Origin of the sequence: Micromonospora globbae (assembly GCF_036184225.1) — a bacterium.
Classification (GTDB): Bacteria; Actinomycetota; Actinomycetes; order Mycobacteriales; family Micromonosporaceae; genus Micromonospora; species Micromonospora globbae.
Window position 1 is genome coordinate 2191573 of sequence record NZ_CP108084.1, and the last position, 25963, is coordinate 2217535.

General features: G+C 74.1%; 24 protein-coding genes. 8 read left to right on the forward strand and 16 right to left on the reverse strand.

All coding sequences use genetic code 11. The features are described from left to right. Positions 1 to 311: 311 nt before the first annotated feature. Positions 312 to 938 (forward strand): class I SAM-dependent methyltransferase, encoded by a 627-nt coding sequence (locus OG994_RS09770; protein WP_328852909.1) that lies wholly within the window; start codon positions 312 to 314, stop codon positions 936 to 938. Positions 939 to 1028: 90 nt separating this feature from the next. Here OG994_RS09770 and OG994_RS09775 read toward each other — a convergent pair whose 3' ends face one another. Further along, positions 1029 to 2315 (reverse strand): L-lactate MFS transporter, encoded by a 1287-nt coding sequence (locus OG994_RS09775; protein ID WP_120329242.1) that lies wholly within the window; start codon positions 2313 to 2315, stop codon positions 1029 to 1031. 241 nt (positions 2316 to 2556) lie between these two features. Between OG994_RS09775 and OG994_RS09780 the strand changes: the two genes are divergently transcribed. Further along, positions 2557 to 3066, forward strand: a complete 510-nt coding sequence (locus OG994_RS09780) for a VOC family protein (protein ID WP_158610107.1) — start codon at positions 2557 to 2559, stop codon at positions 3064 to 3066. A gap of 61 nt (positions 3067 to 3127) precedes the next feature. Here the strand turns inward: OG994_RS09780 and OG994_RS09785 are convergent, their stop codons facing one another. Beyond that, the gene (locus OG994_RS09785; protein ID WP_120329244.1) at positions 3128 to 4207 is read right to left on the reverse strand and encodes a PIN domain-containing protein; all 1080 of its coding nucleotides are present in this window, start codon (positions 4205 to 4207) and stop codon (positions 3128 to 3130) included. A gap of 99 nt (positions 4208 to 4306) precedes the next feature. Continuing rightward, entirely contained in the window at positions 4307 to 4867 is a 561-nt protein-coding gene (locus OG994_RS09790; RefSeq protein WP_328852910.1) for a GNAT family N-acetyltransferase, read from the reverse strand. Positions 4868 to 4966: 99 nt separating this feature from the next. On the opposite strand from OG994_RS09790, the gene OG994_RS09795 reads away from it, so the two are divergent. Further along, on the forward strand, positions 4967 to 5677 hold the full coding sequence (locus tag OG994_RS09795; RefSeq protein WP_120329246.1) for a siderophore-interacting protein: 711 nt from the start codon (positions 4967 to 4969) through the stop codon (positions 5675 to 5677). Then, the gene (locus tag OG994_RS09800) at positions 5674 to 6933 is read left to right on the forward strand and encodes an MFS transporter (protein WP_328852911.1); all 1260 of its coding nucleotides are present in this window, start codon (positions 5674 to 5676) and stop codon (positions 6931 to 6933) included. The genes OG994_RS09795 and OG994_RS09800 overlap by 4 nt, the downstream gene beginning before the upstream one ends. A gap of 97 nt (positions 6934 to 7030) precedes the next feature. Here OG994_RS09800 and OG994_RS09805 read toward each other — a convergent pair whose 3' ends face one another. Next, positions 7031 to 7669 carry a hypothetical protein gene (locus tag OG994_RS09805; RefSeq protein WP_328852912.1) on the reverse strand — a complete coding sequence of 213 codons (639 nt, stop codon included), beginning with the start codon at positions 7667 to 7669 and terminating at the stop codon, positions 7031 to 7033. A 175-nt stretch (positions 7670 to 7844) separates the two neighbouring features. Between OG994_RS09805 and OG994_RS09810 the strand changes: the two genes are divergently transcribed. Further along, positions 7845 to 8738 carry a bifunctional helix-turn-helix transcriptional regulator/GNAT family N-acetyltransferase gene (locus OG994_RS09810; protein ID WP_328852913.1) on the forward strand — a complete coding sequence of 298 codons (894 nt, stop codon included), beginning with the start codon at positions 7845 to 7847 and terminating at the stop codon, positions 8736 to 8738. 21 nt (positions 8739 to 8759) lie between these two features. Here the strand turns inward: OG994_RS09810 and OG994_RS09815 are convergent, their stop codons facing one another. Together OG994_RS09815 and OG994_RS09820 are read right to left on the reverse strand one after the other, a co-directional pair. After that, positions 8760 to 10136 carry an FAD-dependent oxidoreductase gene (locus OG994_RS09815; RefSeq protein WP_328852914.1) on the reverse strand — a complete coding sequence of 459 codons (1377 nt, stop codon included), beginning with the start codon at positions 10134 to 10136 and terminating at the stop codon, positions 8760 to 8762. A 129-nt stretch (positions 10137 to 10265) separates the two neighbouring features. Continuing rightward, a complete protein-coding gene (locus tag OG994_RS09820; RefSeq protein WP_328852915.1) occupies positions 10266 to 11210 on the reverse strand; it encodes a quinone oxidoreductase family protein in 945 nt (314 codons plus the stop codon). A 199-nt stretch (positions 11211 to 11409) separates the two neighbouring features. Here OG994_RS09820 and OG994_RS09825 point away from each other — a divergent pair, with 199 nt between their 5' ends. Further along, positions 11410 to 12048 carry a TetR/AcrR family transcriptional regulator C-terminal domain-containing protein gene (locus OG994_RS09825; protein ID WP_328852916.1) on the forward strand — a complete coding sequence of 213 codons (639 nt, stop codon included), beginning with the start codon at positions 11410 to 11412 and terminating at the stop codon, positions 12046 to 12048. Between the two features lie 69 nt (positions 12049 to 12117). On the opposite strand, the gene OG994_RS09830 is transcribed toward OG994_RS09825, so the two are convergent. From OG994_RS09830 to ggt, 3 genes are all read right to left on the reverse strand, one after another. After that, the gene (locus OG994_RS09830) at positions 12118 to 12540 is read right to left on the reverse strand and encodes a hypothetical protein (protein ID WP_120329253.1); all 423 of its coding nucleotides are present in this window, start codon (positions 12538 to 12540) and stop codon (positions 12118 to 12120) included. 95 nt (positions 12541 to 12635) lie between these two features. Then, entirely contained in the window at positions 12636 to 14606 is a 1971-nt protein-coding gene (locus OG994_RS09835; RefSeq protein WP_328852917.1) for a potassium transporter Kup, read from the reverse strand. 161 nt (positions 14607 to 14767) lie between these two features. Continuing rightward, positions 14768 to 16567 carry a gamma-glutamyltransferase gene (gene ggt / locus OG994_RS09840; RefSeq protein WP_120329254.1) on the reverse strand — a complete coding sequence of 600 codons (1800 nt, stop codon included), beginning with the start codon at positions 16565 to 16567 and terminating at the stop codon, positions 14768 to 14770. A gap of 222 nt (positions 16568 to 16789) precedes the next feature. Between ggt and OG994_RS09845 the strand changes: the two genes are divergently transcribed. Beyond that, positions 16790 to 17545, forward strand: coding sequence for an alpha/beta fold hydrolase (locus OG994_RS09845; protein ID WP_328852918.1), 756 nt, complete (start codon positions 16790 to 16792; stop codon positions 17543 to 17545). Positions 17546 to 17702: 157 nt separating this feature from the next. Continuing rightward, complete coding sequence (locus tag OG994_RS09850) at positions 17703 to 18470, forward strand: SDR family NAD(P)-dependent oxidoreductase (protein WP_328852919.1); 768 nt, start codon at positions 17703 to 17705, stop codon at positions 18468 to 18470. Between the two features lie 76 nt (positions 18471 to 18546). Here the strand turns inward: OG994_RS09850 and OG994_RS09855 are convergent, their stop codons facing one another. Genes OG994_RS09855 through OG994_RS09885 form a run of 7 tightly spaced genes read right to left on the reverse strand, consistent with a single transcriptional unit; the run spans position 18547 to position 25962 of the window. Then, complete coding sequence (locus tag OG994_RS09855) at positions 18547 to 19992, reverse strand: aldehyde dehydrogenase family protein (RefSeq protein ID WP_328852920.1); 1446 nt, start codon at positions 19990 to 19992, stop codon at positions 18547 to 18549. Next, on the reverse strand, positions 19989 to 21038 hold the full coding sequence (locus tag OG994_RS09860; RefSeq protein ID WP_328852921.1) for a P1 family peptidase: 1050 nt from the start codon (positions 21036 to 21038) through the stop codon (positions 19989 to 19991). Before OG994_RS09860 ends, OG994_RS09855 begins: the two co-directional genes overlap by 4 nt. Further along, a complete protein-coding gene (locus tag OG994_RS09865) occupies positions 21035 to 22264 on the reverse strand; it encodes a M20 family metallopeptidase (protein WP_328852922.1) in 1230 nt (409 codons plus the stop codon). The genes OG994_RS09860 and OG994_RS09865 overlap by 4 nt, the downstream gene beginning before the upstream one ends. Further along, entirely contained in the window at positions 22261 to 23160 is a 900-nt protein-coding gene (locus OG994_RS09870) for an ATP-binding cassette domain-containing protein (RefSeq protein ID WP_328852923.1), read from the reverse strand. Before OG994_RS09870 ends, OG994_RS09865 begins: the two co-directional genes overlap by 4 nt. Further along, positions 23157 to 24152: an ABC transporter ATP-binding protein gene (locus OG994_RS09875; protein ID WP_328852924.1), complete on the reverse strand. Its 996-nt coding sequence runs from the start codon at positions 24150 to 24152 to the stop codon at positions 23157 to 23159. Before OG994_RS09875 ends, OG994_RS09870 begins: the two co-directional genes overlap by 4 nt. Further along, positions 24149 to 25018, reverse strand: a complete 870-nt coding sequence (locus OG994_RS09880) for an ABC transporter permease (protein WP_120329259.1) — start codon at positions 25016 to 25018, stop codon at positions 24149 to 24151. The genes OG994_RS09875 and OG994_RS09880 overlap by 4 nt, the downstream gene beginning before the upstream one ends. Further along, a complete protein-coding gene (locus tag OG994_RS09885; RefSeq protein ID WP_120329260.1) occupies positions 25015 to 25962 on the reverse strand; it encodes an ABC transporter permease in 948 nt (315 codons plus the stop codon). The genes OG994_RS09880 and OG994_RS09885 overlap by 4 nt, the downstream gene beginning before the upstream one ends. Between the last annotated feature and the right edge of the window lies 1 nt (position 25963).

Below are 25963 nucleotides of genomic sequence, written 5' to 3' on the forward strand. Positions count from 1 at the left end.
GAGCTCCTCACATGGGCGATTCCGGGAGCGTATGTTGTATACGAAGAATCACGCAAGGGCCTTCTTCGATGCGGCGCCAGCCCCGCCCGCCGCCCGGTTCCGGACCCGTGCGGTGGGTCCGGACGCGCCCACGGACCGTCGCGAGTCCGGCCCGCGCGTCCTGCTCGCGCGCCCGCCGGGCGATCGTCCGGGTCCGCGCCGGGCGCCCGGCTTGAGCTGGCTGGCTAGGCTCGCTCGCGTGCGGCCCGGTCGCCGGGGAGGGATGCCCGGCCCGGTCGCCGGGGCGGATCGCGGCGGAAGGCGGGGGCACGGTGACGACGGATCGCGACGGGCGGCTGCGCCGCTACTGGGACCGGCACGCCGAGTCGTACGACCGGCAGATGGGGTTCGCGGAGCGGCGCGTCTTCCGCGACACGCGCGCCTGGATCTGCCGCCGGGCGTCCGGCGACGTCCTCGAGATCGCGGTGGGCACGGGCCTCAACCTGCCGCACTACGCGCCCGACGTGCGGCTGACGGCCGTGGAGTGGAGCCCGCGGATGCTGGCGGTCGCCCGGCGCCGGGCCGCCGACCTCGGCCGCGACGCGGACCTGCGCCTCGGTGACGCGCAGGCGCTCGACCTGCCCGACGGGTCGTTCGACTCCGTGGTGTGCACGTTCTCCCTCTGCGCCATCCCGGACGAGCGGCGGGCGCTCGACGAGATGCGGCGGGTGCTGCGTCCGGGTGGGCTGCTCCTGCTGGCCGACCACGTGCCCTCGACGGCGTGGCCGGTGCGCCTCGGACAGCGGCTCGCCGAGGTGGTCACCGTGCCCATGGGCGGCGAGCACTTCCTCCGCCACCCCGCCGACCAGGTGCGGGCCTGGGGCTGGACGGTCGAGGCGCACGACCGCTTCGCCCTCGGCGTCGTCGAGCGCGTCGCCGCCCGCAGGCCGGCGGCCTGACGGCGGCGCGCCGGCCGTCCGGGTCGGCGCGGCGACCGCATGCCGCCGCGCCACGGCGGCCCGCCCCGCGCGGCGGTCGTCCCGCCGCCGTCAGGGGCCGGTGACCTCGTTGTGGGGTCGGGGCCGCCCCGGCGCGGTCGGCAGCCGGGTGATGGGCGGCAGGACCAGCGCCACGAGCGCGACGATCGCGATGACCGTGAACGGCACCGTGTAGCTGTTGCCGCTCGCCTCGTAGAGCAGCGCCGTGACCAGCGGGCCGACCACTCCCCCGATGCTCCAGGCCACGATCATGGCCCCGTAGATGGCGCCGGCGTTCGGGGTGCCGAAGTAGTCGGCCGCGGTGGCCGGCATGGTGCCGAACCCGCCGCCGTAGGCGAGGTAGACCAGCGCGGCGAGGACCGCGAACACTCCGAACGCCGCCGCGTGCGGCAGGATGAAGAAGCAGATGGCCTGCAGCAGCAGCATCCCGATGAACGCCGTCATCCGCCCGATGCGGTCCGACAGCCAGGCCCAGGCCACGCGACCGGCCCCGTTGAACAGGCCGAGGATGCCGACGAGCGTGGCCGCCGTCGCCGCGCTCGCGCCGGTGACCGCCTGCGTGGCGTCGGCCGCCTGGGAGATCAGCGCGATGCCGCAGGCGACGTTGAGCGTGAGGATCGCCGTGAGCAGGTACCACTGCGGTGTCCGCAGCGCCTCGCCGAGGCTGTACACGCGGGTGCCGGCCACGGCCCGCCCGCCGACCTTCGGCGTGAAGCCGGGCACCTGGTAGCCGGGCGGCGGGTTGCGGAAAAGGGACGCCCCGAGCAGGACCGCGATGAGGTACGCGATGCCCAGCGGCAGGAACACGCTCGTCTTGTCGCTGGTCGAGTTCAGCAGCGACTTCGCCACGGGTGCGACGATCACGGCCCCGAAGCCGAACCCGGCCACGGCGATGCCGGTGATGAGCCCCCGCCGGTCGGGGAACCACTTGGCCAGCATGGCGATCGGGGTGATGTAGACGGCGCCGAGGCCGATTCCGCCCAGCACGCCGTACGTGAGCACGAGCAGCCACAACTGGTCGCTCGACGAGGTGAGCGAGGCGAGGATGTTGCCGATGCCGTAGAGGACTCCCCCGGCCAGCGCCACCGGCCGCGGCCCTCGCCGGTCCTGGATGCGCCCCCCGATGAGGCTGCCGATGAAGATCGTGCCGATCGCCACCTCGAAGGGCAGCACGGCCTCCGCCTTGCTCCAGCCGAACTGCTGCTGCAGCGGCTGGTTGAAGACGCTCCACGCGTACACGGCGCCGAGCGCGAGCTGGACGAGCACGGCGGCGACCACCAGTCCCCAGCGGCCGCGGGTCGGTCGGGACGTACGCGGATCACCTGCTGTGTGTGCCATGAGCGAAACCCCCCGTGTGTCGGCTCATGGGCGCCGGGATCCGGCTCGCCGGGGCCGTGCCGCGGCGCCGGTGGCATGGGCGACCGGCGTGCCCGGGTGCGACGGACCTGCTCAACAAACACGAGCAAGTCTGACATTAGAGGATTTGTCTGACCGGCGCAGAATGATGACGGCATGGCCGACCCCTCGGGGGGTACGTCGGGACAGCACCGCAGGCCGCCTGTCAGGGAGGAGATCCGGCATGACGACCGTGCCAGACCCCGCGAGGGTGTCCGTCGGCCTCCGGGAGGCCGCCCACGTCGGCATCGCCGTGAGCGACCTCGACCGTTCGGTCGCCTTCTACCAGGCGCTCCTCGGGGTGGAACCGGTCGTGCGGGACGAGACCATGCAGGGGGCCGGGTTCGCGCGGTCGCAGGGCCTGCCGTCGACGCGGCTCCGGTACGCCACGTTCAACCTGACCAACCTCGGCATCGACCTGATCCAGTTCCTGGACCCGGTCGCCGAACCGTCCCGGCCGGCCGCCAACCGGCCCGGGTCGATGCACCTCTGCTTCCGCGTCGAGGACGTGCGGGCCGTCCACGCGCGGATGCGGGAGGCCGGCTTCGACTTCCTCGGCGACCCCTACACGTTCGCCGCCGGCGAGGTGAACCCGGCGGAGGCGCTCGGCACCGAGGTCGCCTACTTCAACGACCCCGACGGCACGAACCTGGAGCTCATCGCGCCGAAGGGCGGTTTCGCCCGCCCCGGCTGACAGCGGCGCTCACCACTCCACTCCCGACGGCCCGCCCTCGACCACGCCGGCCGGGCGCCCGTCATCCGGTGGTCTGCGGGGTGACCAGGTAGTCGTCCGCCTCGGGGCTCCACCGCAACTGCACGGCGCCGGCGGTCGCGGCGGCCTTGCAGAACTGGAGGAAGCTGCGGTAGCCGAGCTTCTTCTCGCTGAAGTCCGGCCGGGCCCGGCGGAGCTGGTCCTTCAGGCCGGACAGCGCCACCGCGCCGTCGCCGTCGGCGAGGTCGACCACCACCGACCGGAGCAGCCCGAACGCCACCTCCCGGTCACCGTGCTCGGGCAGGGAGACCTCCGGGTCACCCTTCGCGGGCCCCTCGGCCAGCTCGATGACGCTGGTCGCGGCGAGGTGCCGGAGCAGTTCGCCGAACGTGCGGAAGCCGTAGTCGGACTCGCTGAACGTCGGGTCCTTCCGCAGCAGGGTGCGCTTGAGCCGCGACGCCGTCACCTCGCCGCCGGAGCTGCCCTGCAGACCGGCCACCGTCTGCGCGACGGAGGCGGCGAGCGTGTCGACGTCCCGCCCGGGTTCCTCGACCTCCGGCTGCCGCTCGGGCTCCCGCTCGACCCGCGGCGCCTCCTGCTCCGCGGGCCGCGCGCCGCGGCCGCCCCGGACCCGGGCCGGCGGGATCTCGACACCCTCCAGCCGGTCGTAGTAGAGGAACTCGTCGCAGGCCGGCGGCAGCAACGCCGAGGTGGACTTCTCGACCCCCACGCCGACGACCCGCTTGTTCAGCTCCCGGAGCTTGTGCACCAGCGGGGTGAAGTCGCTGTCGCCGGTGCAGATCACGAACGTGGAGATGTAGTCCCGCTCGAAGGCCAGTTCCACGGCGTCGACGGCCATCTTGATGTCGGCCGCGTTCTTGCGGGTGGCCCCCATGCGCTGGGGGATCTCGATGAGCTCGACGTGGTTGCGGGTGAGCATCCGCCGGTCCTCGTCGAAGTACGACCAGTCCGCGTACGCCCGGCGCACGACCACCCGTCCGCGCTCGGCGAGGGCGTCCGCGATGGGACGGAAGTCGAAGGCCATCCCGCCGTGGTGGTCGCGGAACCCCAGGGCGAGGTTCTCGTAGTCGAGGAAGAGGGCGATCCGGTCTTCGTGATCCACGCGGCCAGCCTAGCCGGGTGCCGGCCCGGCCACCCGGACGCTCGCGGGGACCCTCCAGGCCGGACGCCGGACGGACGCACCCGGGGGCGCGGGTGACGCTCAGGCCGGGGCGGGGTGATCGGCCTCGAAGCGGGCCCGGGTCAGGAAGGCGAGCTGGGCGCGCTTGTCGGGCAGGTCGATCTCGGGGCCGAACACGAATCCCTCCGCCTCCAGCCGCCGCAGGGCGACCTCGTTGCGCACGTCCGGCTCGACGACGATCCGCTGGGCGGCCGGGTCGCGGAACAGGAAGCGCGCGAGGGCCGGGCCGACGGCGCTGGTCAGCCCCCGGGCGTAGCGCCGGGGAGGGTTGAGGAGCAGGTGCATGCCCACGTCGCCGGGCTGGACGGGGTAGCGCTCGCCGACCGGGTCGGCGTCCGGCTGGTAGGTCTGGAACAGCCCGACCGGCTCGCCGTCGATCATGACGAGGTACGCGTGGTGCGTCGGCAGGCCGTCGAGGAACGCGTAGATCTCGCGTACCTGCTCGACGGTGTGCCCGCCCATGCCCCAGAAGGAGTTGCGGGGCCGGGTGACCCAGCCGTGCAACAGTTCCGCGTGCCGGTCGGGTGCCACGGTCACGAGCGACAGCTCGCCGAGGTCGGAGATCTTCTCCTGGTAGGTCATGGGTGCCCTGTCCTTGGATGCGAGGCGGGCAGGCGTTCCCCGCCCGCCGGGGCTTAGGTTAACCTAACCTAACCAAGCCTGACCTCACCTGGAGGGTGCGTGAAACGTAACTGGGAGGCCCTGGTGCTCAAGGCCATGGGAGGTCGGGACTTCCGGCTGACCGTCCTGGCCACCGAGTCCGTCGACGGGCACTACCAACGCCTGCTCATGGATGACGGCGGGCTGCTGGAGAGCTGCGGCGTGCACCCCACCATGTGGATCCGGCTCTGGTTCGACAACGACGGTCGGGCGCACCAGCGCGCGTACACGCTCGTGGACCCCGACCCGGCCACCGGCCGGTTCACCCTCGAGTTCGCCCTGCACGACGGCTGCGCCGCCCGCTGGGCCACGACGGCCCGGCCCGGCGACACCATCGCCGCGACCGTGCAGGGCAGCGCCTTCACCCTTCCGGACCCCGCGCCCCGGCACCTCTACCTCGTCGGCGACGCGGCGTCCCTGCCGGCGGTGAACAGCCTGCTCGACGCCGGCGCCGACATCCCCGCCACGATCTGGCTGGAGTACGCGCACGAGGGCGAGAAGGCGCTCGCGCCACGGGCGCGGGCACACCACGAGGTCACCTGGGTGCCGCGCCGGGAGGCCGGCCGGCACCTGGTCGACACGGTCTGCGCCGCGCTGCCGGTCAGCGACGCCGCCCACTACTGGGTGGCGGCCGAGGCGGCCACCACCCGCAGCATCACCCGGCACATCCGGCGCACCCTGGGCGTCGACCGGCGCCAGCTGACCTCGCTGGGCTACTGGAGAGCCACGTGACGAGCCGTCTCGGCACGCTGACCACGCTGTACGTCACGCAGTACCTCGGCATCGGGTTCATCACCGTCGGCCTGACCGCGATCCTGCGCGACGGCGGCACCTCCCTGGACACGCTCGCCCTGCTCCAGGTCGTCGGTCTGGTCTGGCCGATCAAGTTCCTCTGGGCGCCGATCCTCGACCGCTACGGATCCCGCCGCCACGGGCACTACCGGTCCTGGTTGGTCGTCCTCCAGTCCGCGCTGGTGCTGGCCCTGCTGGCGCTGCTGCCGTTCTCCCGTCCGGCCGCGCAGCTCGGGCCGGTCATCGCCCTCTGCACCGCCTACGTCCTCTTCTCCGCCACACAGGACATCGCCGTCGACGCCGTCGCCGTGCGGCTGCTCTCCGACTCCGCCCGCGGGCTCGGCAACGGCATCCAGGTGGCCGCCAGCTACCTCGGCAACCTGCTCGGCGGCGGCGCCTGCGTGCTGGTCTACGACCGGTTCGGCTGGGCGCCCGCGATCGGCCTGCTGGCCGCGTTGACGGCGACCGGAATCGCGGTGGCGTGGCGGTTCCGGGAGCCACCCCGCACCGACCGGATCGCCGGGGTCGGCACGGCGTACCGGGCGCTGCTGTCCGTGTTCGGGCAGCCCGGGTGCCGACAATGGACCTTCGGGGTGGTGCCGCTGGTCTACGTCGGCGCGGGGATGGCGTACGCCCTGGTGACGCCCGCCCTCGTGGACGCCGGATGGTCGCTGGGCCGGATCGGCGTGGTGACCGGGGTGGTCACCAGCGCCCCGGCGATCGTCGCCGGTCTGCTGGCCGGGGCCGGGATCGCCCGATACGGGCGCGGCGGCGTGCTGGTGGCCGGCGGCGTCGGGTTGGCGCTGTCGACGGTGCTCCTGCTGCCACTGATGCGTGGGCACGCGCCGTTGGCCGGGACGGTCGCGGCGCTCTGCTGCTTCCTGGCGGCGTACACCGTCGCCAACGTCGTGCTCTACACGGTGAACATGGACTACTCGCGCGCGGGCACCGGAGGCACGGACTTCACGGTCCTGTCCTCGTTCGGGCTGGTCTGTTCGTTCGTCGCCTCGGCCGTCGGTCTCGCGGCCGCCGAGCGGTTCGGCTACCCCGCGGTCGCCGTCGCGTCCGTCCTGCTGGTCGCCGCCGGAGTCGTCCTCGGTCTCGCCCACCAGCGGCGCTACCGGCGTCCGCACCCACCGCGGGCGGACCGGTCCGACGAGCGGCCGGCGTCCGGCGACGTGGCGGTCCCGGCCTGACGGAGGGGTCCAGGCTCCGGGCGTCGCCCCCACGCGGCGCCGGCGGGCCCGGCCCGACCGCGGCGGGCCCGCGACGCGCTCGACCGGGCCGCCCGTCTCACGCCCGGGCCGGCCGCAGCCGCCGCGCGCCGGACCAGCGCGGCCGGCACGAGAGCACGACGATGATGAGGATCAGAGACAGCAGCGGCAACGGGTGGCCGAGGACGAGGGCGAGCGTCAGCTCGGCCAGCCCGCCCAGGACGGTGGCGACGAAGACCCACCGGGGCCCCGAGGGACCCGTGGCCCGGCGGCCCCCGCGAACCGTCCCCCACGGCTTGCGCACCGACAGCCAGCCCTGGAAGGCGATCGCGCTCGCCATCAACGCCGTGCCCACCACGAGGCGCAGGGTGGGCCCGCCGGTCATCGCGTCGGTCAGCGTCGGCGACAGGACGAAGATCCCGAGGTACACCTGCACCATGCTGATGGCGAACTTGGCCAGCACCCACCAGTGGATGAAGAAGCCCCACGGGGTGGCCGCCGCCAGCACGATTCCGGTACAGGCCGAGACGCCGGCCATGGGGGCGAGCAGTCGGCCGTCGACGACGTGCGCCATCGAGGTCGCCGCGTCACGCGCGGCGGAACCGTCCGCGGCGAGGCCGACGGCGAGGAGCACGCACAGCGTCATGGCCTGCGCCATCCATCCGACCGACGTCAGGATGTGCAGCCACACGGTGAGTTGACGCCAACGCTTGACCATGCCTCCGATGGTCACCGGGCCGGCCGCCGGGCGGCATCGGAGGAAACCCGGAACCGGGCCGGGGTTCTCCCCGAGTCCGCGCACCCTTCAGAGGGGACCGGGCACGGCACCCGCGAACCGGCCGCCGCGGGGGTCGCGTACCACCGGTCGCCGATACCTGACTAAAGTCAGCTACATGAGCCACGACCTGATCGCCGCCGTGCGGCGGTTCAACCGGACGGTCACCCAACGGGTGGGCGCGCTCGACGACGAGTACATGGCGCGGGGCCGACCCCTGGCGCAGGCACGCCTGCTGTGGGAGATCGGCCCCGGCGGCGCGGAGGTGGCGGCGCTGCGGGCCCGGCTCGGGCTGGACTCGGGCTACCTCAGCCGGCTGCTGCGTGCCCTCGAGAACGACGGCCTGGTCACGGTGGGCCCCGCGGACGGCACCGGCGACGGGCGGGTCCGGACGGCGGCGCTCACCCCGGCCGGCCGTACGGAGTGGGCCGAGCTCGACCGGCGCTCCGACGAGTTCGCCTGGTCGATCCTCGAACCACTGGCCGCGCCGCATCGGCAACGGCTCGTGGCGGCCATGGCCGAGGTGGAGCGGCTGCTCGTCGCGTCGATGGTGGTCATCGCGCCGTGCCCGCCGAGCGACCCGCGCGCCCGCACCTGCCTGCGCGCCTACACCCGGGACGTGGCGCGGCGCTTCGACGACGGGTTCGATCCGGCCCTCAGCAACCCGGTGCGCGACGACGAACTCGTCCCGCCGGCCGGGGTGTTCCTGCTCGCCACCCTGAACGCCGAACCCGTCGGCTGCGGCGCCGTCAAGCTCCACCGGGACGCGCCCGCGGAGATCAAACGCGTCTGGGTGGCCGACAGCGTGCGCGGCCTGGGGATCGGCCGGCGGATGCTCGACGAACTGGAGCGGTACGCCGCGGAGCGGGGCTGGGACACCGTACGGCTGGACACCAACCGCACCCTCACCGAGGCGATCGCGATGTACCGGGCCGCCGGCTACCGCGAGATCGAGCCGTACAACACCGAGCGCTACGCCGACCACTGGTTCGAGAAGCGCCTGGTGCCGTGACGTCCGCCCCGGCCGGTAGGCTCACCGGGCTCGCCGGTTGGCGCGCAGCGCGCCCAGCAGGACGCCGGGAGTGACCAGCGAGTTCGGGTGCGCGGACAGGGAGACGACGCGGTTGAACCGGCGGGCGACGGCCACGTCGGTGATCGTCGCCGTGACGATCTGCCGGCTGACCCAGCTCCGCAACCGGTGGCCGCGCGGGTAGGGACCGTCCACGTGCGGCAGGGCGAGGTCGGCGGAGGTGGACGTCGACCAGGCGGCGTCGACCACGACCTTCTGCAACGCGAAGAACTCGCGGGCGGGCGCGTCGGGATCCGGCTTCGCGCGCACGTACCGCGACAGGCAGGCCGCGTGCAGGGCCGCCGCCGTGATCCCCTGCCCGTACACGGGGTTGAACGAGGCGACCGCGTCCCCGACGCTCACGAGACGGGCGGGCAGGCGCCGCAGCGCGTGGAACTCCCGCCGCCGGCTGTCGGCGTGGTGGTACGTCCGCACGTCGCCGAGCATCTCGTTGCCGGCGAGTTCGCCGAACTCCGGCGGGAACTGCGACCGCAACCGGTGGACGAAGTCGTCGGCCGTGCGCCCGGGATGGCTGTCGCCGTAGCCGGCCATCATGGCCATCCACCGGCCGTCCTCGACGGCGAAGAACGCGGCGCCGGCCACGTCCGACGACGCCGCCGGGCTGTGCAGGGCCATGACGAGGGTGGGTCGCGGGTCCGTCTCCCGGCGCCGGAACAGCGCCGTCGCGTAGTTGAGGTCGACCCGCATCCGCCGGGTGGCCGGCCGCTCCCCGCCGGCCCGCTCGAGCCAGTCGGAGAGGCGGCTCGACCGTCCCATGGCGTCCACCACGAGATCGCCGCGCTCGACGCCGGGCGCACCGCCGTCGTCGTAGCGGACGCCGGCGGTGACCGCGCCGTCGAACACGAGACCCGTCGCGCGGGCGGTCCGGGTCTCGACGTTGGGCAGTCGCAGCACCTGCTGGCGGATCAGCCCCTCCAGGAACGGCCGGGTGCCCGCCAGGCTGTCGGCGTCGTCGGGCACCACCACCTTCAGCCGACCGTCGAGGTAGCTGCGCCGGCCGGCGGGCAGCGCCTCGACCGCCCCCTGGGCCAGGGCGTGCTCCCGGAACCCCGGGAACAGCCGTTCGAGCAGCAGGAAGCCGCCGGGCAGCAGCGCGTGCAGCTGCGTACCCTGTGGCACTCCGGGCCGGGCGCCGGCCGTCCGCGGGTCGTCGCGGTCGATGACGACGACGCTCTCCGCGTGGCCGGCCAGCACCCGGGCCGCCAGCAGCCCGGCCACGCTGCCGCCGATCACGATGGCCCTGCCCATGACCGGAGTGGCCCGCTCGGGTGGCCGCTCCGCGTTCAGTGCGGCGAAGATCCGGGCCGGGGAGGATGCCATCTGCTCTCCATCGGGTGCGGGGGTGCGCGCCTTCCCGCATCCTGCCAGCGAGCGGGCACGACGGCAGTCCCCTCACGCCCGCGCGTGGTTCCGCGTGGGCCCCGCGGCTCCGCCGGCCACGAGCGCCCGTCAGGGGCTCGGCGCGGCGGACCGTCCGCCGGTCGTCACCACGACCCGGCCCAAATTTCCGCGCGACGCCACCAGCCCGACGGCGGCGGCGAGGCGGTCGAACCCGAACTCGACGCACCGGGGGCGGAGCGCGCCGCGGGCCAGCAGGTCCCACACCTGCGCCCGGTACCCGTTCACCAGGTCGGGCCGGGTCCGGTCGAGCGTGCCGATCGTGAAGCCGAGGACGCTCCTCATGCCGCCCAGCAGGCTGCTCACGTCCACGGTGCCGCCGGCGGCGCTGAACGCGACCATCCTGCCGAGGGGAGCCAGCATGTCCACGCCGCGTCGCACGAGGTCGCCGCCGGCGCCGTCCAGGACGAGGTCGACCGGTTCACCCCAGGACGGTTCGGCGTACGTGACGACCTCGTCGGCGCCGCAGTCGCGCGCGAACGGGGCCTTCTCCGGGGATCCCACCGCGGCGACGACCCGGGACGCGCCCAACGCCCGGCCCAGTTGCACCATCAGGTGCCCGGTGCCGCTGGCGGCGGCGGTCACCAGGACCGACTCGCCGGGCGCGAAGCGTCCCGCCCGCAGGGCGCTGAGCGCGATCAGGCCACCACGGACCAGGCACACGGCGGCCGGGGCCCCGACCTCGCCGGGCACCCGGGCCACCAGCCGTGGGTCGGCGAGCACGAGATCGGCGTACGCGTCCTCGAACACGACCCCGCCCACCCGGTCGCCCACCTCGAACCCGGACACGCCGGCGCCCACGGCGGCCACGGTCCCGACGATCTCGCCGCCCGGGCGCACCGGCTCGGCGCGCCCGCGGGAGGCGGCCAGCAGGCGGACGAGCCCGACCCCGACCCCGACGGCCTCCGTGCGCACCAGCAGGCGCCCCGGTGGTACGAGCGGGTCGGGCGCGTCGACGACCTCGACGCCGTCGTCGGAGAAGTTGACGGTACGCATGCTTTGTTCCTTCTGATCGGGTCGGGCGGCGTGACCGCCCGTCGAGGGCGGCCCCGGGTGTCTTAGGCGGTGTTCCTCGGCAGCATCGGCGCCCCTCCCCTCCGTGGACGACCGAACTTCAACGCTGTTGAAGTTCAACGGCGTTGAAGTCTGGGGCATACTCGGGGAGGTCGTCAAACCTTTTCCGGAGCGGGCAACGATGCGGCTGAGCAAGGAGCAGGTGTTGAGCACGGCGGTGGACGTGCTCGACGAGGTCGGGCTGGAGCAGTTGACGATGCGGCGGCTGTCGGCCCGGCTCGGCGTGCAGAACGGCGCCACCTACTGGCACTTCCGCAGCAAGCAGGCGCTGCTGGAGGCGATGGCCGACGCCATGCTCGCCGGGATCGTCGACGATCTCGACCCGCACGCCCCGTGGCACGCGCGGGTCGCCGGCCTCGCCCACCGCCTACGGCGCGCGCTGCTCGCACGCCGTGACGGGGCGCGCCTCTTCGCGAGCCTCTTCTTCCCGCTGCCGAACGCGCTCGACTACGGCGAAGCCATGATCGCCGCACTGCGCGACGCCGGCATGTCCCACCGCGACGCGGCGTGGACCGCCGACGCCGTCACGTACTACGTCGTGGGCCACGCCGCCGAGGAGCAACTCGCCGCCGGCCTGCCCGACGACGGGGCACCGGCCACGACGCGACTCACCCGGGCCGTCGATCCGCACCGTCACCCGCACCTGCACGCGGCACTCGCGCACGTGCCGGCCCCGCACGGCGAGGAGCACTTCGACCATGGGTTGCGGCTGCTCGTCAACGGCATCCCGGCCTCCGCCGGGACGGCGTCCGCGATGTGACGGCCGGCGTGGACGACGTCCGCGCCGGCCCCGGCCCCGCGAGCGCCGGGCACCGCGCGGCGAGCACCCCTAGCGCTGCGTACGGTCGTCGATCTCCGTGCCGGACTCGCCCGGCCGCGCGCCGATCGACTCCTCGGCGGCCCGCCCGCCCGTGCTCTCGTCCCCCAGGGTGAGACCGCTGCGGGGCAGATCGGACAAGCCGGCGGGATCCTCCGTCGGCTGGTCGGGCTCCCCGGCCGCCGTCTGCGCGCCCGGGCCGCCGGCGGACTCCCGCCGCCCGACACCCCGGCCGTGGTACACGCCGGAGCCGGCCGGTGCGCCCGGTTCGGCGAGCCTCGTGTCGGCCGGCCCGCCGGCGGTGTCGGCCAGCCCGGCCCGGCGCAGCATGTCGACCAGCTCGTCGTGCGACATGTCGTCGGTGTCCGGTATCCCGGCGCCGCGCGCGATCGACCGCAGGGTCGTGAGGTCCTGGTCCGCGAAGGTCTCGGCCATGCCCGCAGGCTTCCCCGGGGTCGGGATCGGAAACGCCCCGGACCGTGCCGGGTGGCGGCAACGCCGGCCGCCGACCACCGGCGTGGGCGCCACGACTACAGCTCGATGTGCGAGCCCATGATGACGGTGCGCTCGCGCGGCAGGCAGAAGTGTTCGGCGGCGTCGGCGGTGATGTACGAGGTGGCGATGAACAGCCGCTTTCGCCACCGCGGCATGGTCGGTCGCGTGCCGGACCGCAGCTCGATCTTCGACAGGAAGTACGACGCCTCGTCGACGTCCAGCTGTCCCTCGGTGGCGTCCGGTCCCAGCCGCCGCAGCACCTCGGGCACGTCGGGCGTCTCCATGTAGCCGAACCGGGCGCTGACGTGGGTGATCCCGTCGTCGGCGAAGCCGAGGTCGTCGACGACGATCTGCTGCTCAGGCGGCACCCGGGGCACCGGCTGGGTGTCGATCGAGAGGATCAGGACGTGCTCGTGGCGTACGTGGTTGTGCTCGACGTTCGCGCGCATGGCGAGCGGAGCGGTCTCCTTGCCCCGGTTGAGGAACACCGCGGTGCCCGGGACGCGCCGCGTCAGCGCCCCGTCCCCGCGCAGCCGCACGACGAAGTCGCGCAGTGAGCCCTCCCGGCGTTGGCGCTCGGCGGTGACGATCTCCCGCCCGCGTTGCCAGGTGGTCATGACGGTGAAGGCGGCCAGGCCGATGAGCAGCGGCAGCCACGCGCCGTGGAGCAGCTTGGTCCCGTTGGCGGCGACGAAGAGCAGGTCGACGAGCAGCAGCGGGACCGCACCCACGGCGAGCACCCAGAGCGGCACGTTCCACCGCCACCGGCCCACGTAGAAGAACATGAGGGTGGTGATGGTGATGGTCGCGGTGACCGCCATGCCGAAGGCGTACGCCAGCGCCGTCGAGCTGCGGAAGGCGAGGACGAGGGTGAGCACGGCGACGAGCAGCAGCCAGTTGACCCACGGCACGTAGACCTGGCCGGCCGTGGACTCGGAGGTGTGCAGGATGCGCAGTCGCGGAAGGTAGCCGAGTTCCGCGGCCTGCGACGCCACCGAGAACGCGCCGCTGATCACCGCCTGGGAGGCGATCACCGTCGCCGCGGTCGCCAGCAGGACCAGCGGCAGCCGGGCCCACTCGGGCACGAGCAGGAAGAACGGGCTGCTGACGTGGCCGGGGTCGGCGAGGATCAACGCGCCCTGCCCGAGGTAGCTGAGCGCGCAGGCGGGGAAGACGAGGGCCACCCAGGCGCGGGTGATCGCGCGCCGGCCGAAGTGCCCCATGTCGGCGTAGAGCGCCTCGGCGCCGGTGACGGCGAGCACGATGGCCGCGAGGGCGTAGAACGCCGCGTCGAAGCGGCCGACCAGGAAGTCCAGCGCGTACGCGGGCGACAGCGCCCGGAGGATCTCGGGGTTTCCGGCGATGCCCCGTACGCCGCACGCGGCGATCGTCACGAACCAGATGATCATGATGGGGCCGAACAGGCGGCCCACCGTGCCGCTCCCCCTCCGCTGCGCCAGGAACAGCACCAGGATGATCACCGCGGTGATCGGTACGACGAGCTCGTGCAGCGACGGTTCGATGACCTTGAGGCCCTCCACCGCGGACAGCACCGAGATCGCCGGGGTGATCATGCTGTCGCCGAAGAACAGCGCGGCGCCGAAGACCCCCAGTCCGGCCAGCAGCACGGCCGTCCGTGCGGCCCGTTTCGGGTTGTGGCGCCGGAGCAGCGTGATGAGCGCCATGATGCCGCCCTCGCCCTCGTTGTCGGCGCGCATGGCGAGCAGCACGTAGGTGACGGTGACGATGATCATCACCGACCAGAACACGAGCGACACCACCCCGTACACGTTCTCGGTGCTGATCGGGACGGGATGGGGGTCGCCGGGGTTGAACACCGTCTGCATGGTGTAGATCGGGCTGGTGCCGATGTCACCGAACACGACGCCGAGCGCCCCGACGACCAGCGCGAGCCGCACCGTGTCGTGCGCGTGCGCGGTCGTGGCGCCCAGTGGCCGGGACGCGGACCCGTCGTCCGGCGCGCCCCGTTGCTGCCGCTCGCTCACGGCGGACCTCCCTGCGGCGAACGGCCGCGTCCGGCGAGATGGCCCGGGCGGCCGGGGCCCGGCCTCGACACATCCGGACATTACCGGCACGGCCGCCTACCGCGGGGCCGGTCGCCGCCGAGCGCCACCGGGGACCGGCGGCGGTCGCGGGACGGGGACCGTCAGGGGCGTGCCCAGCGGCCGACGACGGCCGCCGCGCCACCGCCGCGGCGTACGGGCTCGGCGGCGGCGAGCACACGGCCGTCGGGGAGAAACTCGATGCCGGTCGCGGCGCCGATCTCCGCGGTGGGCGCGAAGACGTGGCCCGGCGGCAGGCCCTCCCCGTACGCGGAGACGAACGCCGGCTCGGCCTGGGTGCTGGCGCCGTTGCGCTGCGACGCCCGGGGCGCCGCCAGCGCCTCGGGCAGGGTCATTCCGCGGTCGATGCGGTTGACCAGCATCTGCAGGACGGTCGTGATGATCGTCGCGCCGCCGGGGGTGCCCACGGCCAGGAACGGCCGTCCGTCGGCCAGCACGATGGTGGGCGACATGGAGCTACGCGGCCGCTTGCCCGGCGCCGGCAGGTTCGGGTCGGGCGCGCTCCCCTGGGTGGGCGCGAAGTTGAAGTCGGTCAGCTCGTTGTTGAGCAGGAAGCCCCGACCCGGCACGACCATCCCGTTGCCGCCGGTCGCCTCGATGGTGAGGGTGTACTCGACGACGTTGCCCCACCGGTCGGCCACCGTCAGGTTGGTGGTGCTCATGCGGTCGTCGCGGGTGTCGGCGGCCGTGGCCGCCGGGCAGCCGCCGTAGCTTCCGTCGGGCACGCCCGGTGCGACCGGCTTGGGCAGCGCCGCCGACGGGTCGATGTGGCACGCGCGCTCCCCGGCGTACGCGTCCGTCACCAGCTCGCGCAGGATCCGCTGGGAGGTGTCGTCCCCGACGTACCGGTTGCGGTCGGCGAACGACAGCGCGCTGGCCTCCAGGTAGTGGTGCATCGCCTGGGCGGGGGTCATCGACCGCAGGTCGAACCGTTCGAGGATGTTGAGCGCCTCGCTGACCGCGACCCCGCCGCTGGACGGCGTCGACATGCCGTACACCTCGTAGCCCCGGTAGTCCGAGCGGGTCGGCGCCGGGAAGCGGGTGCGGTAGCGCGCGAGGTCCGCGGTGGTCATCGTCGCGGGCCGGATCGGGTACGGCCACGACTCCGTCGGCCGCGCCGCGAGCGGCGGACGCGTGACCGTGGCGGCCAGGTCGCGGCCGACCTCGCCCCGGTAGAAGACGTCGGTGCCGCGCCGGGCGATCAGGCGGTACGTGTCGGCGAGGTCGGGGTTGCGGAAGGTGCTGCCCACCGCCGGGGGCCGGCCACCCGGCAGGTAGAGCGCGCTCGTCGAGCTGAACTGGGCGAACGCGGCCTGGTTGGCGGCGATCTGGCTCGCGAAGGTCTCGTCGACGGTGAACCCCTCCTCGGCGACCCGCGCGGCAGGCCGGAGCATCTGCGCGAGCGGTCGCGTGCCCCAGCGGGCCAGCGCGTCCCGCCAGGTCAGCAGCGTGCCGGGAACGCCGACCGACAGGCCGCTGATGCGGGCCTCGTCGAAGCGGTACGGCTGCCCGGTCGCCGGGTCGACGAAACTCGTCGCGGTCATCGACGCGGGCGCCGCCTCGCGGCCGTCGATGGTGTGCACGCGCCCGGTCCTCGCCTCGTAGTAGACGAGGAAGCCACCGCCGCCGATGCCGGCCGAGAAGGGCTCGGTGACGCCGAGCGTCGCGGCCGCGGCGACCGCCGCGTCGACCGCGTTGCCGCCGCGCCGCAGCACGTCGAGCCCGACGGCCGTGGCGGTCGGGTCGACGGTGGACACGGCGCCCCCGTACCCGACGGCCACCGGCTGCTTCGGCGGCTCGGTCCGCTTCGCCTGTGCGGGAGGGGCGCCGGCCACGAGCGTGGCCAGGGCGACGGTCGCGGTGACGAGGACCCGAGTTCTCATGTGGTCTCCCCAGATCGACGCGGGTGCACCTCCTGCCTACCGTTCCGGCGGGCGGGAGGCAACCCGAACGGTCGATCTTCCCGGCCGGACCGGTCCGGCGGCCGAGCCGCTCCGCCACACCGGACGCGCCCCGCCGTCGCCTTCGCGACACGAGCGTTCCCCGGGTGGGCTGCCGCGACGTTCACTGCGGACGCCACAGCCTGGAGCGGAGGGGTCACCGTCATGACGATCAGCCACATCAGCGTCGGCCACGGCCCGCGGCGGGTGCTGGCCCTGCACGGATGGTTCGGGTCGGCGCGCGGCTGGGGCTGGTTGCCCGACCTCGTCGACGTCGAGCGGTTCACCTGGGCGTTCCTGGACTACCGGGGGTACGGGGCGCGCGCCGGGGTGGCCGGCGAGTACACGCTCGCCGAGATCTCCCGCGACGCGCTGGACCTCGCCGACTCCCTCGGTTGGGACAGGTTCGCCCTGGTCGGGCACTCCATGGGCGGCAGCGCTGCCCAGCGCGTGCTCGCCGACGCGCCCGAGCGGGTGGACCGTCTCGTCGGCATCAGCCCGGTGCCCGCCGGCGGCGTGCCGTTCGACCTGCAGAGCTGGGCGCTGTTCGACGGCGCCGCCGCGAACCCGGACAACCGGCGGGCCATCATCGACCTCACCACCGGCAACCGGCTGTCCGGGCGATGGCTGGACGAGATGGTCCGGTTCTCCCTCGACCACTCGACCCCGGAGGCGTTCGGCGCCTATCTCACCGCCTGGGCGCGTACCGACCTCACCGACGAGGTGAAGGGCAGTCCGGTGCCGGCGCTCGCCGTGGTCGGCGAGCACGACCCGGCGCTCGGCGCCGACATGATGCGCGAGACCTGGATGCGGCACTACCCCAACGCGCGGCTGGAGGTGCTCGCCAACGCCGGGCACTACGCCATGTACGAGACGCCGGTCCGGTTGGCCACGGTGGTCGAGGATTTCCTCGGCCGGTGACGGCCCCGCCGCGCGCGGCATCCACACCCACCTCGCTCTTGATCACCGGGTGGGTGGCGGTAGTAGGTTGGGGTGGTGAGGTCGGCGGAGCACGCCGACCGGTACCCCGGGAAGATCCGCGCGCGAACACGTCGGCCGACGACGAGGGGTGGGGGCCATGCCTGCGTACGACAAGCTCTTCCGGCTCGACGGTCGACGGGCCGTGGTGGTGGGTGCCGGCAGCGGCATCGGCCGCGAGTGTGCCCGCGCCCTGGCCGCCCACGGCGCCGAGGTCGTCTGCGCCGACCGTGACGCCGAGTCCGCCGCCCTGACCGCCGAGCTGGCCGGCGGCTCGCCGTACACGGTGGACGTCCTGGACGGCGGCGCGGTGGCCCGGGCCGCGGCCGAGCTGGGTGACGTCGACGTCCTCGTGTTCACCGCCGCGACGAACGTGCGCAAGCGTCTGCTGGACTACACGCAGGAGGAGTTCGACCGGGTGGTCGGGCTCAACCTGGCCGCCTCCTTCGCGCTGGTCCGGGCCTTCGGCGCCGGGATGGCGGAGCGCGGTCGGGGCAGCATCATCGGCTTCTCCTCGATCCGCGCCTTCACGGTGGAGCCGGGCCAGGGCGTGTACGCCGCCACCAAGTCGGGCCTCGTGCAGCTGCTGCGGACCGCGGCCGCCGAACTCGGGCCGCGCGGCGTGCGCGTCAACGCCGTCGCTCCCGGCGTCGTGGAGACGCCCCTCACCGCCCAGATCAAGGCCAACCCCGACTGGTACGACGCGTACGCCGCCAAGAGCGCGCTGGGACGCTGGGCGCGCCCGGAGGAGATGGCCGGAGCGGTCGTCTACCTCGCCGGCGACGCGGCGAGTTTCGTGACCGGCACCTGCCTGGTCGTCGACGGCGGGTGGACCGCGGTCGACGGCCGGTTCGAGCCGCCCAACTGACGCCCCGCGCCCGGGCCGGCACAGTGGCCGGCCCGGTGCACGGCGACCGTGTCGGGCCCGGCGGCGGGGCCGCCGGTCACATCGGCCGGATGATCGCCATCCGGGTCACCGTCAGCTCCTCCACCGCGAAGCGGGGGCCCTCCCGGCCGACCCCGGAGTCCTTGACGCCGCCGTAGGGCATGTTGTCGGCGCGGAATCCGGGCACCTCGTTGACCACGACTCCGCCCACCTGGAGCCGTTCCACCGCCGCGAAGGCGGTCGCCAGCGAACGGGTGTAGACGCTCGCGTGCAGGCCGTAGCGGGACCGGTTGACCAGGTCCAGGGCGGTGTCCACGTCGGGGACCGTCCGGACGCAGACCACCGGGCCGAAGATCTCCTCGTCCCACGCGGGCAGGCCGTCGGGCACGCCGGTGAGGACGGCCGGTCGGAGCACCGGCCCGTCGTCGCCGCCGGCCACGACCTTCGCGCCCGCCGCGACGGCGTCGGCGATCCAGCCGCGGACGCGCCCGGTCGACCGCGCGTCGATCAACGCCGCCACCCGGGTGCTCTCGTCGCGCGGGTCGCCCACTGGTATCGCGGCGACCCGGTCGGCCAGCAGGCCGAGGAACTCCTCGGCCACCGGCGCCTCCACCAGCACGCGCTGCACCGATATGCACGCCTGCCCCGAGGCGTAGTAGCCGCCCCGCACGACGGCGTCCGCGGCGGCGGCCACGTCGGCGTCGGCGGCCACCACGAGGGCCGCGTTGGATCCGAGTTCGAGCAGGACCTTGGTGGGCGCGGCGGCCCGGGCGATGGTGTGCCCCACGGCGGCCGACCCGGTGAACGACACGGCGCCCACCCGCCGGTCGGTCACCAGCGTCTCCCCGACGTCCACCCCACCGGTCACGACCTGCACCGCCTCCGGCGGCATCCCGACCGCCCCGCCCGCCTCACGCAGCAGGTGCGCCAGCCACAGCGTCGCCAGCGGTGTCTGCGGCGCGGGCTTGCACACCACCGGGCAGCCGGCCGCGAGCGCCGGCGCGATCTTGTGCGTGGCGAGCAGCAGCGGGTAGTTGAAGCCGGCGATGCCCACCACCACGCCGACGGGCCGGCGCGTCCAGAACCCGATCAGTCCCTCGCCGGAGGGCAGTAGGTCCAGGGGCACCGTCTCCCCGTGCAGCCGGGCCACCTCCTCGGCCGCCGTCTCCAGCGTGACGAGGGTGCGCGCGACCTCCGTCCGGCAGTCGACCAGCGGCTTGCCGGTCTCCAGCACGAGCAGCCGCTCGAACTCGGCGCGCCGCGCGGCCAGCGCGTCGCGGGCGTGGAGCAACGCCGCCCGGCGGACGTGCGAGGGCAGGCGGGCCACCGTCTCGGCGGCGGCCACCGCGGCGTCCAGCGCGGTCCGGGCGAGCACGGCGTCGCCGACGGGCGCGGGGGCCACCGGCGAGCCGTCGTACGGGAACCGCACCGGCGCGGTGGGCGCGGGCACCCAACCGTCGCCGATCGGCAGACCGGCCGGGTACGGGGCCTCGAAGTGGTTCATCGTCGCCTCCACTGGGAAACGGCACGGGGGAAGACGTCGGCGTACGCGCGGTGACCGCCGGCGCTCGTCGCGGCGAGCATGCCGTGGACCACCGCACGGGTGAACGCGTCCGCCGCCGCCGCGAGGATCGTGTTGAACGCGGGCGGGTCGAGGGCGGCTCCGGCGCAGGACGCCAGCGCGAAGACGGTGTCGCCGTCGAACATCGAGTGGACCGGCCGGATGGCGCGTGCCATGCCGTCGTGCCCGATGCCGGCGAGCTTCTGACACTGGGCCTTCGTGAGGGTCGCGTCCGTCGCCAGGACGCCGATGGTGGTGTGGAAGGACGCGGCCACGCTCCCACCGACCGGGGTCCGGACGGCCTCGGCGGCGCGCGCCCGCTCCTCCGGGTCGGGCGGGAGCAGGGCGTCGAACTCGCCGGCCAGGCCGAACCGGCTCCCGTACAGCTCGCCCGTGTCGGGATCGACGGCCGACCCGACCGAGTTCACCACGGCCAAGGCGCCGACCGTCACCCCCTCCACCACGACGCTGGCCGACCCGACGCCGCCCTTGAGCCCACCGGCCACCGCGCCGGTGCCCGCGCCCACGGTGCCGAGGACGACCGGAGCGCCGGTCGCCGCGTCGTGGGCCGCGGCACCGAAGTCCGGGCCGGGCGTGGCGCGGAAGTCGCCGCCGCGGCCGAGGTCGAACAGGACCGCCGCGGGAACGATGGGCACCACCTGACCCGGCCCGGCGCCCACCGGGAAACCGGTGCCGGCGTCCGCCAGCCGGTCCATCACACCGGCGACCGCGGCCAGCCCGTACGCGCTGCCGCCGCCGAGCACGACGGCGTGCGCCCGTTCGACGAGGTTGCGGGGATCGAGGACGTCCGTCTCGTGGGTGCCCGGGCCACCGCCACGGACGTCCACCCCGCCGACCGCGCCACCGGGCGGCGCGAGGACCACTGTCGTGCCGGTGAGCCAGCCGTCTCCGGTGCGCTGATGGTGTCCGACGCGGAAGCCGGGGACGTCGGTCAGGGTGTTGCTCGGCCCGGGTCGCGGCGCGGTCACCGCGCGCCGGTCCGGTCGGAGGCGCTCAGGTACCGGCGGGCCGCCTCCGCGTACACCCGCGTGCACCGCACGATGTCGGCGAGTTCGACGTACTCGTCGGCCTGGTGGGCGATCCACTTCCCGCCGGGACCGTAGACGACGCTCGGCACGCCGCCGCGCGCGGTGAGGATCGTGCCGTCGGTGGTGCCCGGCACTCCCCCGTACGTCGGTTCCTCGCCGGTCACCGCGGTGTGCGCCGCGGCGAGCGCGACGACCACGGGGGCGTCGACGGGCGTGTCGACCGGCGGCCGGTCGACGAGCACGTGGACCTCGGCGCGCACCTCGTCGTCGGCGCCGAGCGCCGCCGCGATGCCCCGGACCCGCTCGACGAGGGACGGGTGGTCGACCCCGGGCACGGTGCGGACGTCGACCGCGACGGTGGCGTACGCCGGGATCACGTTGATCTGGTCGAGGTCGCCCGCGGTGGCGACCGTCGGGGTGACGTACGGCAGGCCCAGGTGCGGGTGCGCGCCGTGCCGGGCGTGGAGCTCGCGTTCGAGGTCGGCGAGTCGCACGACGAACGCCCCGGCCGTCCGGATGGGGTTGCGGGCGTGTTGCGGCATGGCCCCGTGCGCCATCCGGCCGTGGAAGTCCACGCGGAACCGCAGCGCCCCCTTCGACACGGGGCAGATCTCCCCCGCCTCGGGCTCGCAGACGATCGCCGCGTCGACGTCCGCGGCCAGCCCGGAGTCCACGAAGTGGTGCACGCCGAGCATCAGCCCCTCCTCGTCCGCGAGCGCGCACACCTTGATCCGCCCGGGGAACGGCCCGGCGAGCTGCAGGGCACGTACCGCGTACAGCATGGCCGCCACGCCGCCCTTCATGTCGGCGGAGCCGCGGCCGTAGAGCCGGCCGTCGCGGATCTCCGCGCCGTACGGGTCGACGGTCCAGGTGTCGAGGGCGCCCTCGGTGACGACGTCCGTGTGGCCTTCGAACATGAGCGTCGGCCCGTCACCGCCGCCGCCGTCGACCACGGCGACCACGTTGGGTCGCCCGGGGGCGGCCTCGGAGACGACGGGCTCCCACCCGAACTCGCGCATCTTGGCGGCGACGAGGTCGGCGGCGGGCTGCTCGCTGCGCCCGCTGCCGGGGTCGTTGACGCTGGGGATGCGCACCAGCGCCTGGGTGAAGGCGACCACACCGTCCTCGTCGATACGGATGGCGTCGACCTCGGGCGAGACCCTCATCGTTCCTGCGGCTCCTTCCGGTTCCGTGCCGCCGCGTGGGCCGCGAGGGCCTTCCGCAGCGTGGGCGCCGCGGCCAGCAGCGCCTCGGTGTAGGGGTGTGTCGGGCGTTCGTAGACGGCCGCGGTGGCGCCCCGCTCGACGATCTCGCCGTCGCGCATCACGACGACCGTGTCGCACACGTGCCGTACGACCGACAGGTCGTGGGAGACGAAGACCAGCGTCAGGGAGAACTCGTCGACCAGGTCCATGAGCAGGTTGAGGATCTGCGCCCGCACGGACACGTCGAGTGCGCTGACGGGCTCGTCGGCGACCAGGACCTTGGGGCGGGGTGACAGGGCCCGCGCGATCGAGATCCGCTGCCGCTGCCCGCCCGAGAACTGGTGCGGGTAACGGTGGGCCGCGGCGGCGGGCAGGCCGACGGCGTCGAGCAGTTCCGCGACCCGCGCCCGGCTGTCGGGGTGGCCGAGCGCCACGAGCGGTTCGCGGATGATGTCGCCGACGGTCATCCGGGGGTCGAGCGAACTCATCGGGTCCTGGAAGACCATCTGCAGGTCCCGGCGGAGGAACCTCAGGGACCGGTCCGGAAGCCGGGTGATCTCCCGCCCGGCGAACCGGATGCTGCCGGAGGTCGGACGGTCCAGGCCGGCGAGGAGCCGGATGAGGGTCGACTTGCCGGAGCCCGACTCACCGACGATGCCGAGCCGCTGCCCGTACGCGACGTCGAGGTCGACGCCGCGCAGCGCCTCGACGACCGGGCCGGGGCGGGTCAGCGAGCGGCGGGGGCGCCGGTAGCGGCGGACGACCTGCCGGGCGCTGATGACGGGGTCGCCGGCGGTGTCCGGGGTGGCCGCCGCGAGCGGGGCCGGTGCGGGGTCGATCTGCGGGGTCTCGGTCACCGGTCCTCCCCTACCGGGTGCCAGCAGGCGAATCCGTGCCCCGGTGCGCCGGACCACTCCGGTGTCCGTTCACACCGCGTGGTCGCCGCCGGGCACCGGGTGCGGAACAGGCACCCGTCGGGGAACTCGCCGCCGTTGGGCACCGCGCCGGGGATCGTCCGCAGGCGCCCCCTCTCGTCGACGACGGAGAGGTCGGACGCGGCGATGAGCCCCTCGGTGTAGCGGTGCCGGGGCGTCGTGAACACGTCGTACACGTCACCGGTCTCGACCACCCGGCCCCCGTACATCACCAGGACGCGCTGGCACACCGTGGCGACCACCGCCAGGTCGTGGGTGATGAAGAGCAGCGCGGTGTTCCGTTCGGCGGCGAGTTCGCCGATGAGATCGAGCATCTGCGCCTGCACGGTGACGTCGAGCGCGGTCGTCGGCTCGTCGCAGATCAGCAGGGCGGGATCGTTGGCCAGCGCGATCGCGAGCATCACCCGTTGGCGCTGGCCGCCGGAGAGTTGGTGCGGGAAGGCCCGCGCCATCGCCCTCGGGTCGGGCAGGCGTACCCGGTCGAGCAGGTCGACGGCGGCGGCTGCCGCCTCCGCCCGGCTGTTGCGGGTGCCGTGGAGCAGCATCACCTCCGCGACCTGGTCGCCCACGCGCATGACGGGGTTGAGCGCGGTCATGGGTTCCTGGAACACCATCGACACGGTCCTGCCACGCACCTTCGCCAGCCGGCGCTCGCCGGTGCCCAGCAGGTCGTCGGGCACACCCCGCAGGCGGATGGACCCGCTGGCCCGCAGCCCCTCGGGGAGCAGTCCCATCAGTGCCAGGGCGGTCAGGGACTTGCCGGACCCCGACTCGCCGATGAGGCCCACGCGTTCGCCGCTGCCGATGGTGAAGCCGACCCCCTGCACCAGGTGGACCGGTCCCACCTGGACGCCCAGGTCGTCGACGGTGAGCACCGGGCCCGTCGCCACGGCCGTGTCGGGTACGTGCGTCATCGGTGCTCCCGCAGCTTGGGGTCGAGCCAGTCGCGCAGCCCGTCGCCGAACAGGTTGAAGCCGAGGACCGCCAGGGCGATCGCGAGGCCGGGCAGGAACGCGAGGCGGGGCGTGGAGAAGAGCAGTTCCTGTGACTCCTGGAGCATCCGTCCCCAGGACGGGGTGGGTGGTGGGGTGCCGAAGCCCAGGAACGACAGCGCGGCCTCGGCCAGGATGGCGATGGCGAACGAGACCGACGCCTGGACGATGAGGATGCTGGCGATGTTGGGCAGCACGTGGCGCAGCGCGATCGCGAGCCGGGAGCGGCCGGCGGCGCGGGCCGCGAGGACGTACTCGGTGTGCATGACGCCGAGGGTCTGGCCGCGGGCGACGCGGGCGAAGGCCGGGATCGTGGCCACGCCGATCGCGATCATGGCGGTGAGGGTGCTCGCGCCGAACACCGCGCCGAGCATGATCGCGAGCAGCAGCGCGGGGAACGCGAACAGCAGGTCGTTGGCACGCATGACGATCTCGCTGAGCCAGCCGCCGGCCATCCCGGCGAGGACGCCGAGCGGGGTGCCGACCAGCGCGGCGACGCCGACGGCCACGATCCCCACGAAGAGCGTGGTGCGGGCTCCCACCAGCAACTGGCTCGCCACGTCGCGACCGAACTTGTCGGTGCCGAGGAGGTAGCCGTCGCTGAGGGCGGGCGCCAACCGGTGGGCCGCGTCGACGTGCACGGCGTCGTGCGGGGTCCAGACGAACGAGACGAGGGCGGCCAGCACGACGAGCGCCACCAGGGCGCCGCCGACGAGCATGCTGGCGTTCAGGCGCCGCCACCGCCGGCGCCCGCGCGCGGCGGGCGAGGTGTTCTCCAGTGCGGTCATCGGGCCCCCCGCAGTCTCGGGTCGAGCACGGCGTACAGGACGTCGACGAGGAAGTTGACGGCGAGCACGGCGACGACGAGCACCATGACGGTGCCCTGCACGAGCAGCAGGTCGCGGTTGGCCACCCCGTCCAGCAGGAGGCTGCCCAGGCCGGGCAGGGTGAAGACCCGCTCGACCACGACGGCGCCGATGAGCAGCGTGGCCAGTTGCAGGCCGAGGACGGTGACCACGGGGATCGCGGCGTTGCGGGCGCCGTGCCGCCACAGCGCCCGGTAGAGGCCGAGGCCCTTGGCGCGGGCGGTGCGGATGTAGTCCTCCCGCATCACGTCGAGCACCGCGGAGCGGACGTAGCGGCTGAGCACCGCCCCCTGCACCAGGCCGAGGGACAGCGACGGCAGCAGCAGTTGCTGGAACCAGGCGCCGGGGTCCTCGCCCAGCGGGGTGTAGCCGCCGGAGGGGAGCACCCGCAGGGTGACGGCGAACAGGAAGACCAGCAGGATGCCGGCGAGGAACGCCGGGACGGCCACGCCCACCTGGCTGAGCCCGGACAGCAGCAGTCCGCCGACGCTGCGGTGGCGGACCGCGGCGGCGGTGCCCAGCGGCACCGCCACCACGAGGGCCGTCAGCATCCCGAACAGCACCAGCCAGAGCGTGACCCCGAGCCGGTCGACGATCTGCGGTCCGATGTGGTCGGAGGTGACGTACGAGACGCCGAAGTCGCCGGTCGGGAGGCCGGACACCCAGTCGAGGAACTGGGTGACCAGGGGCCGGTCGGTGCCGAACTCGGCGCGTTTGGCCGCGACCGCCTCGGGCGTGGCGTTGACCCCGAGCGCCACCTCGGCCGGGTCGCCGGGAAGCACCGCCATGACGGCGAAGACGACGACCGAGGCGACGGCGGTGCTCACGACGAGCACCGCCGCGCGGACGAGCAGGTACAGGCCCATC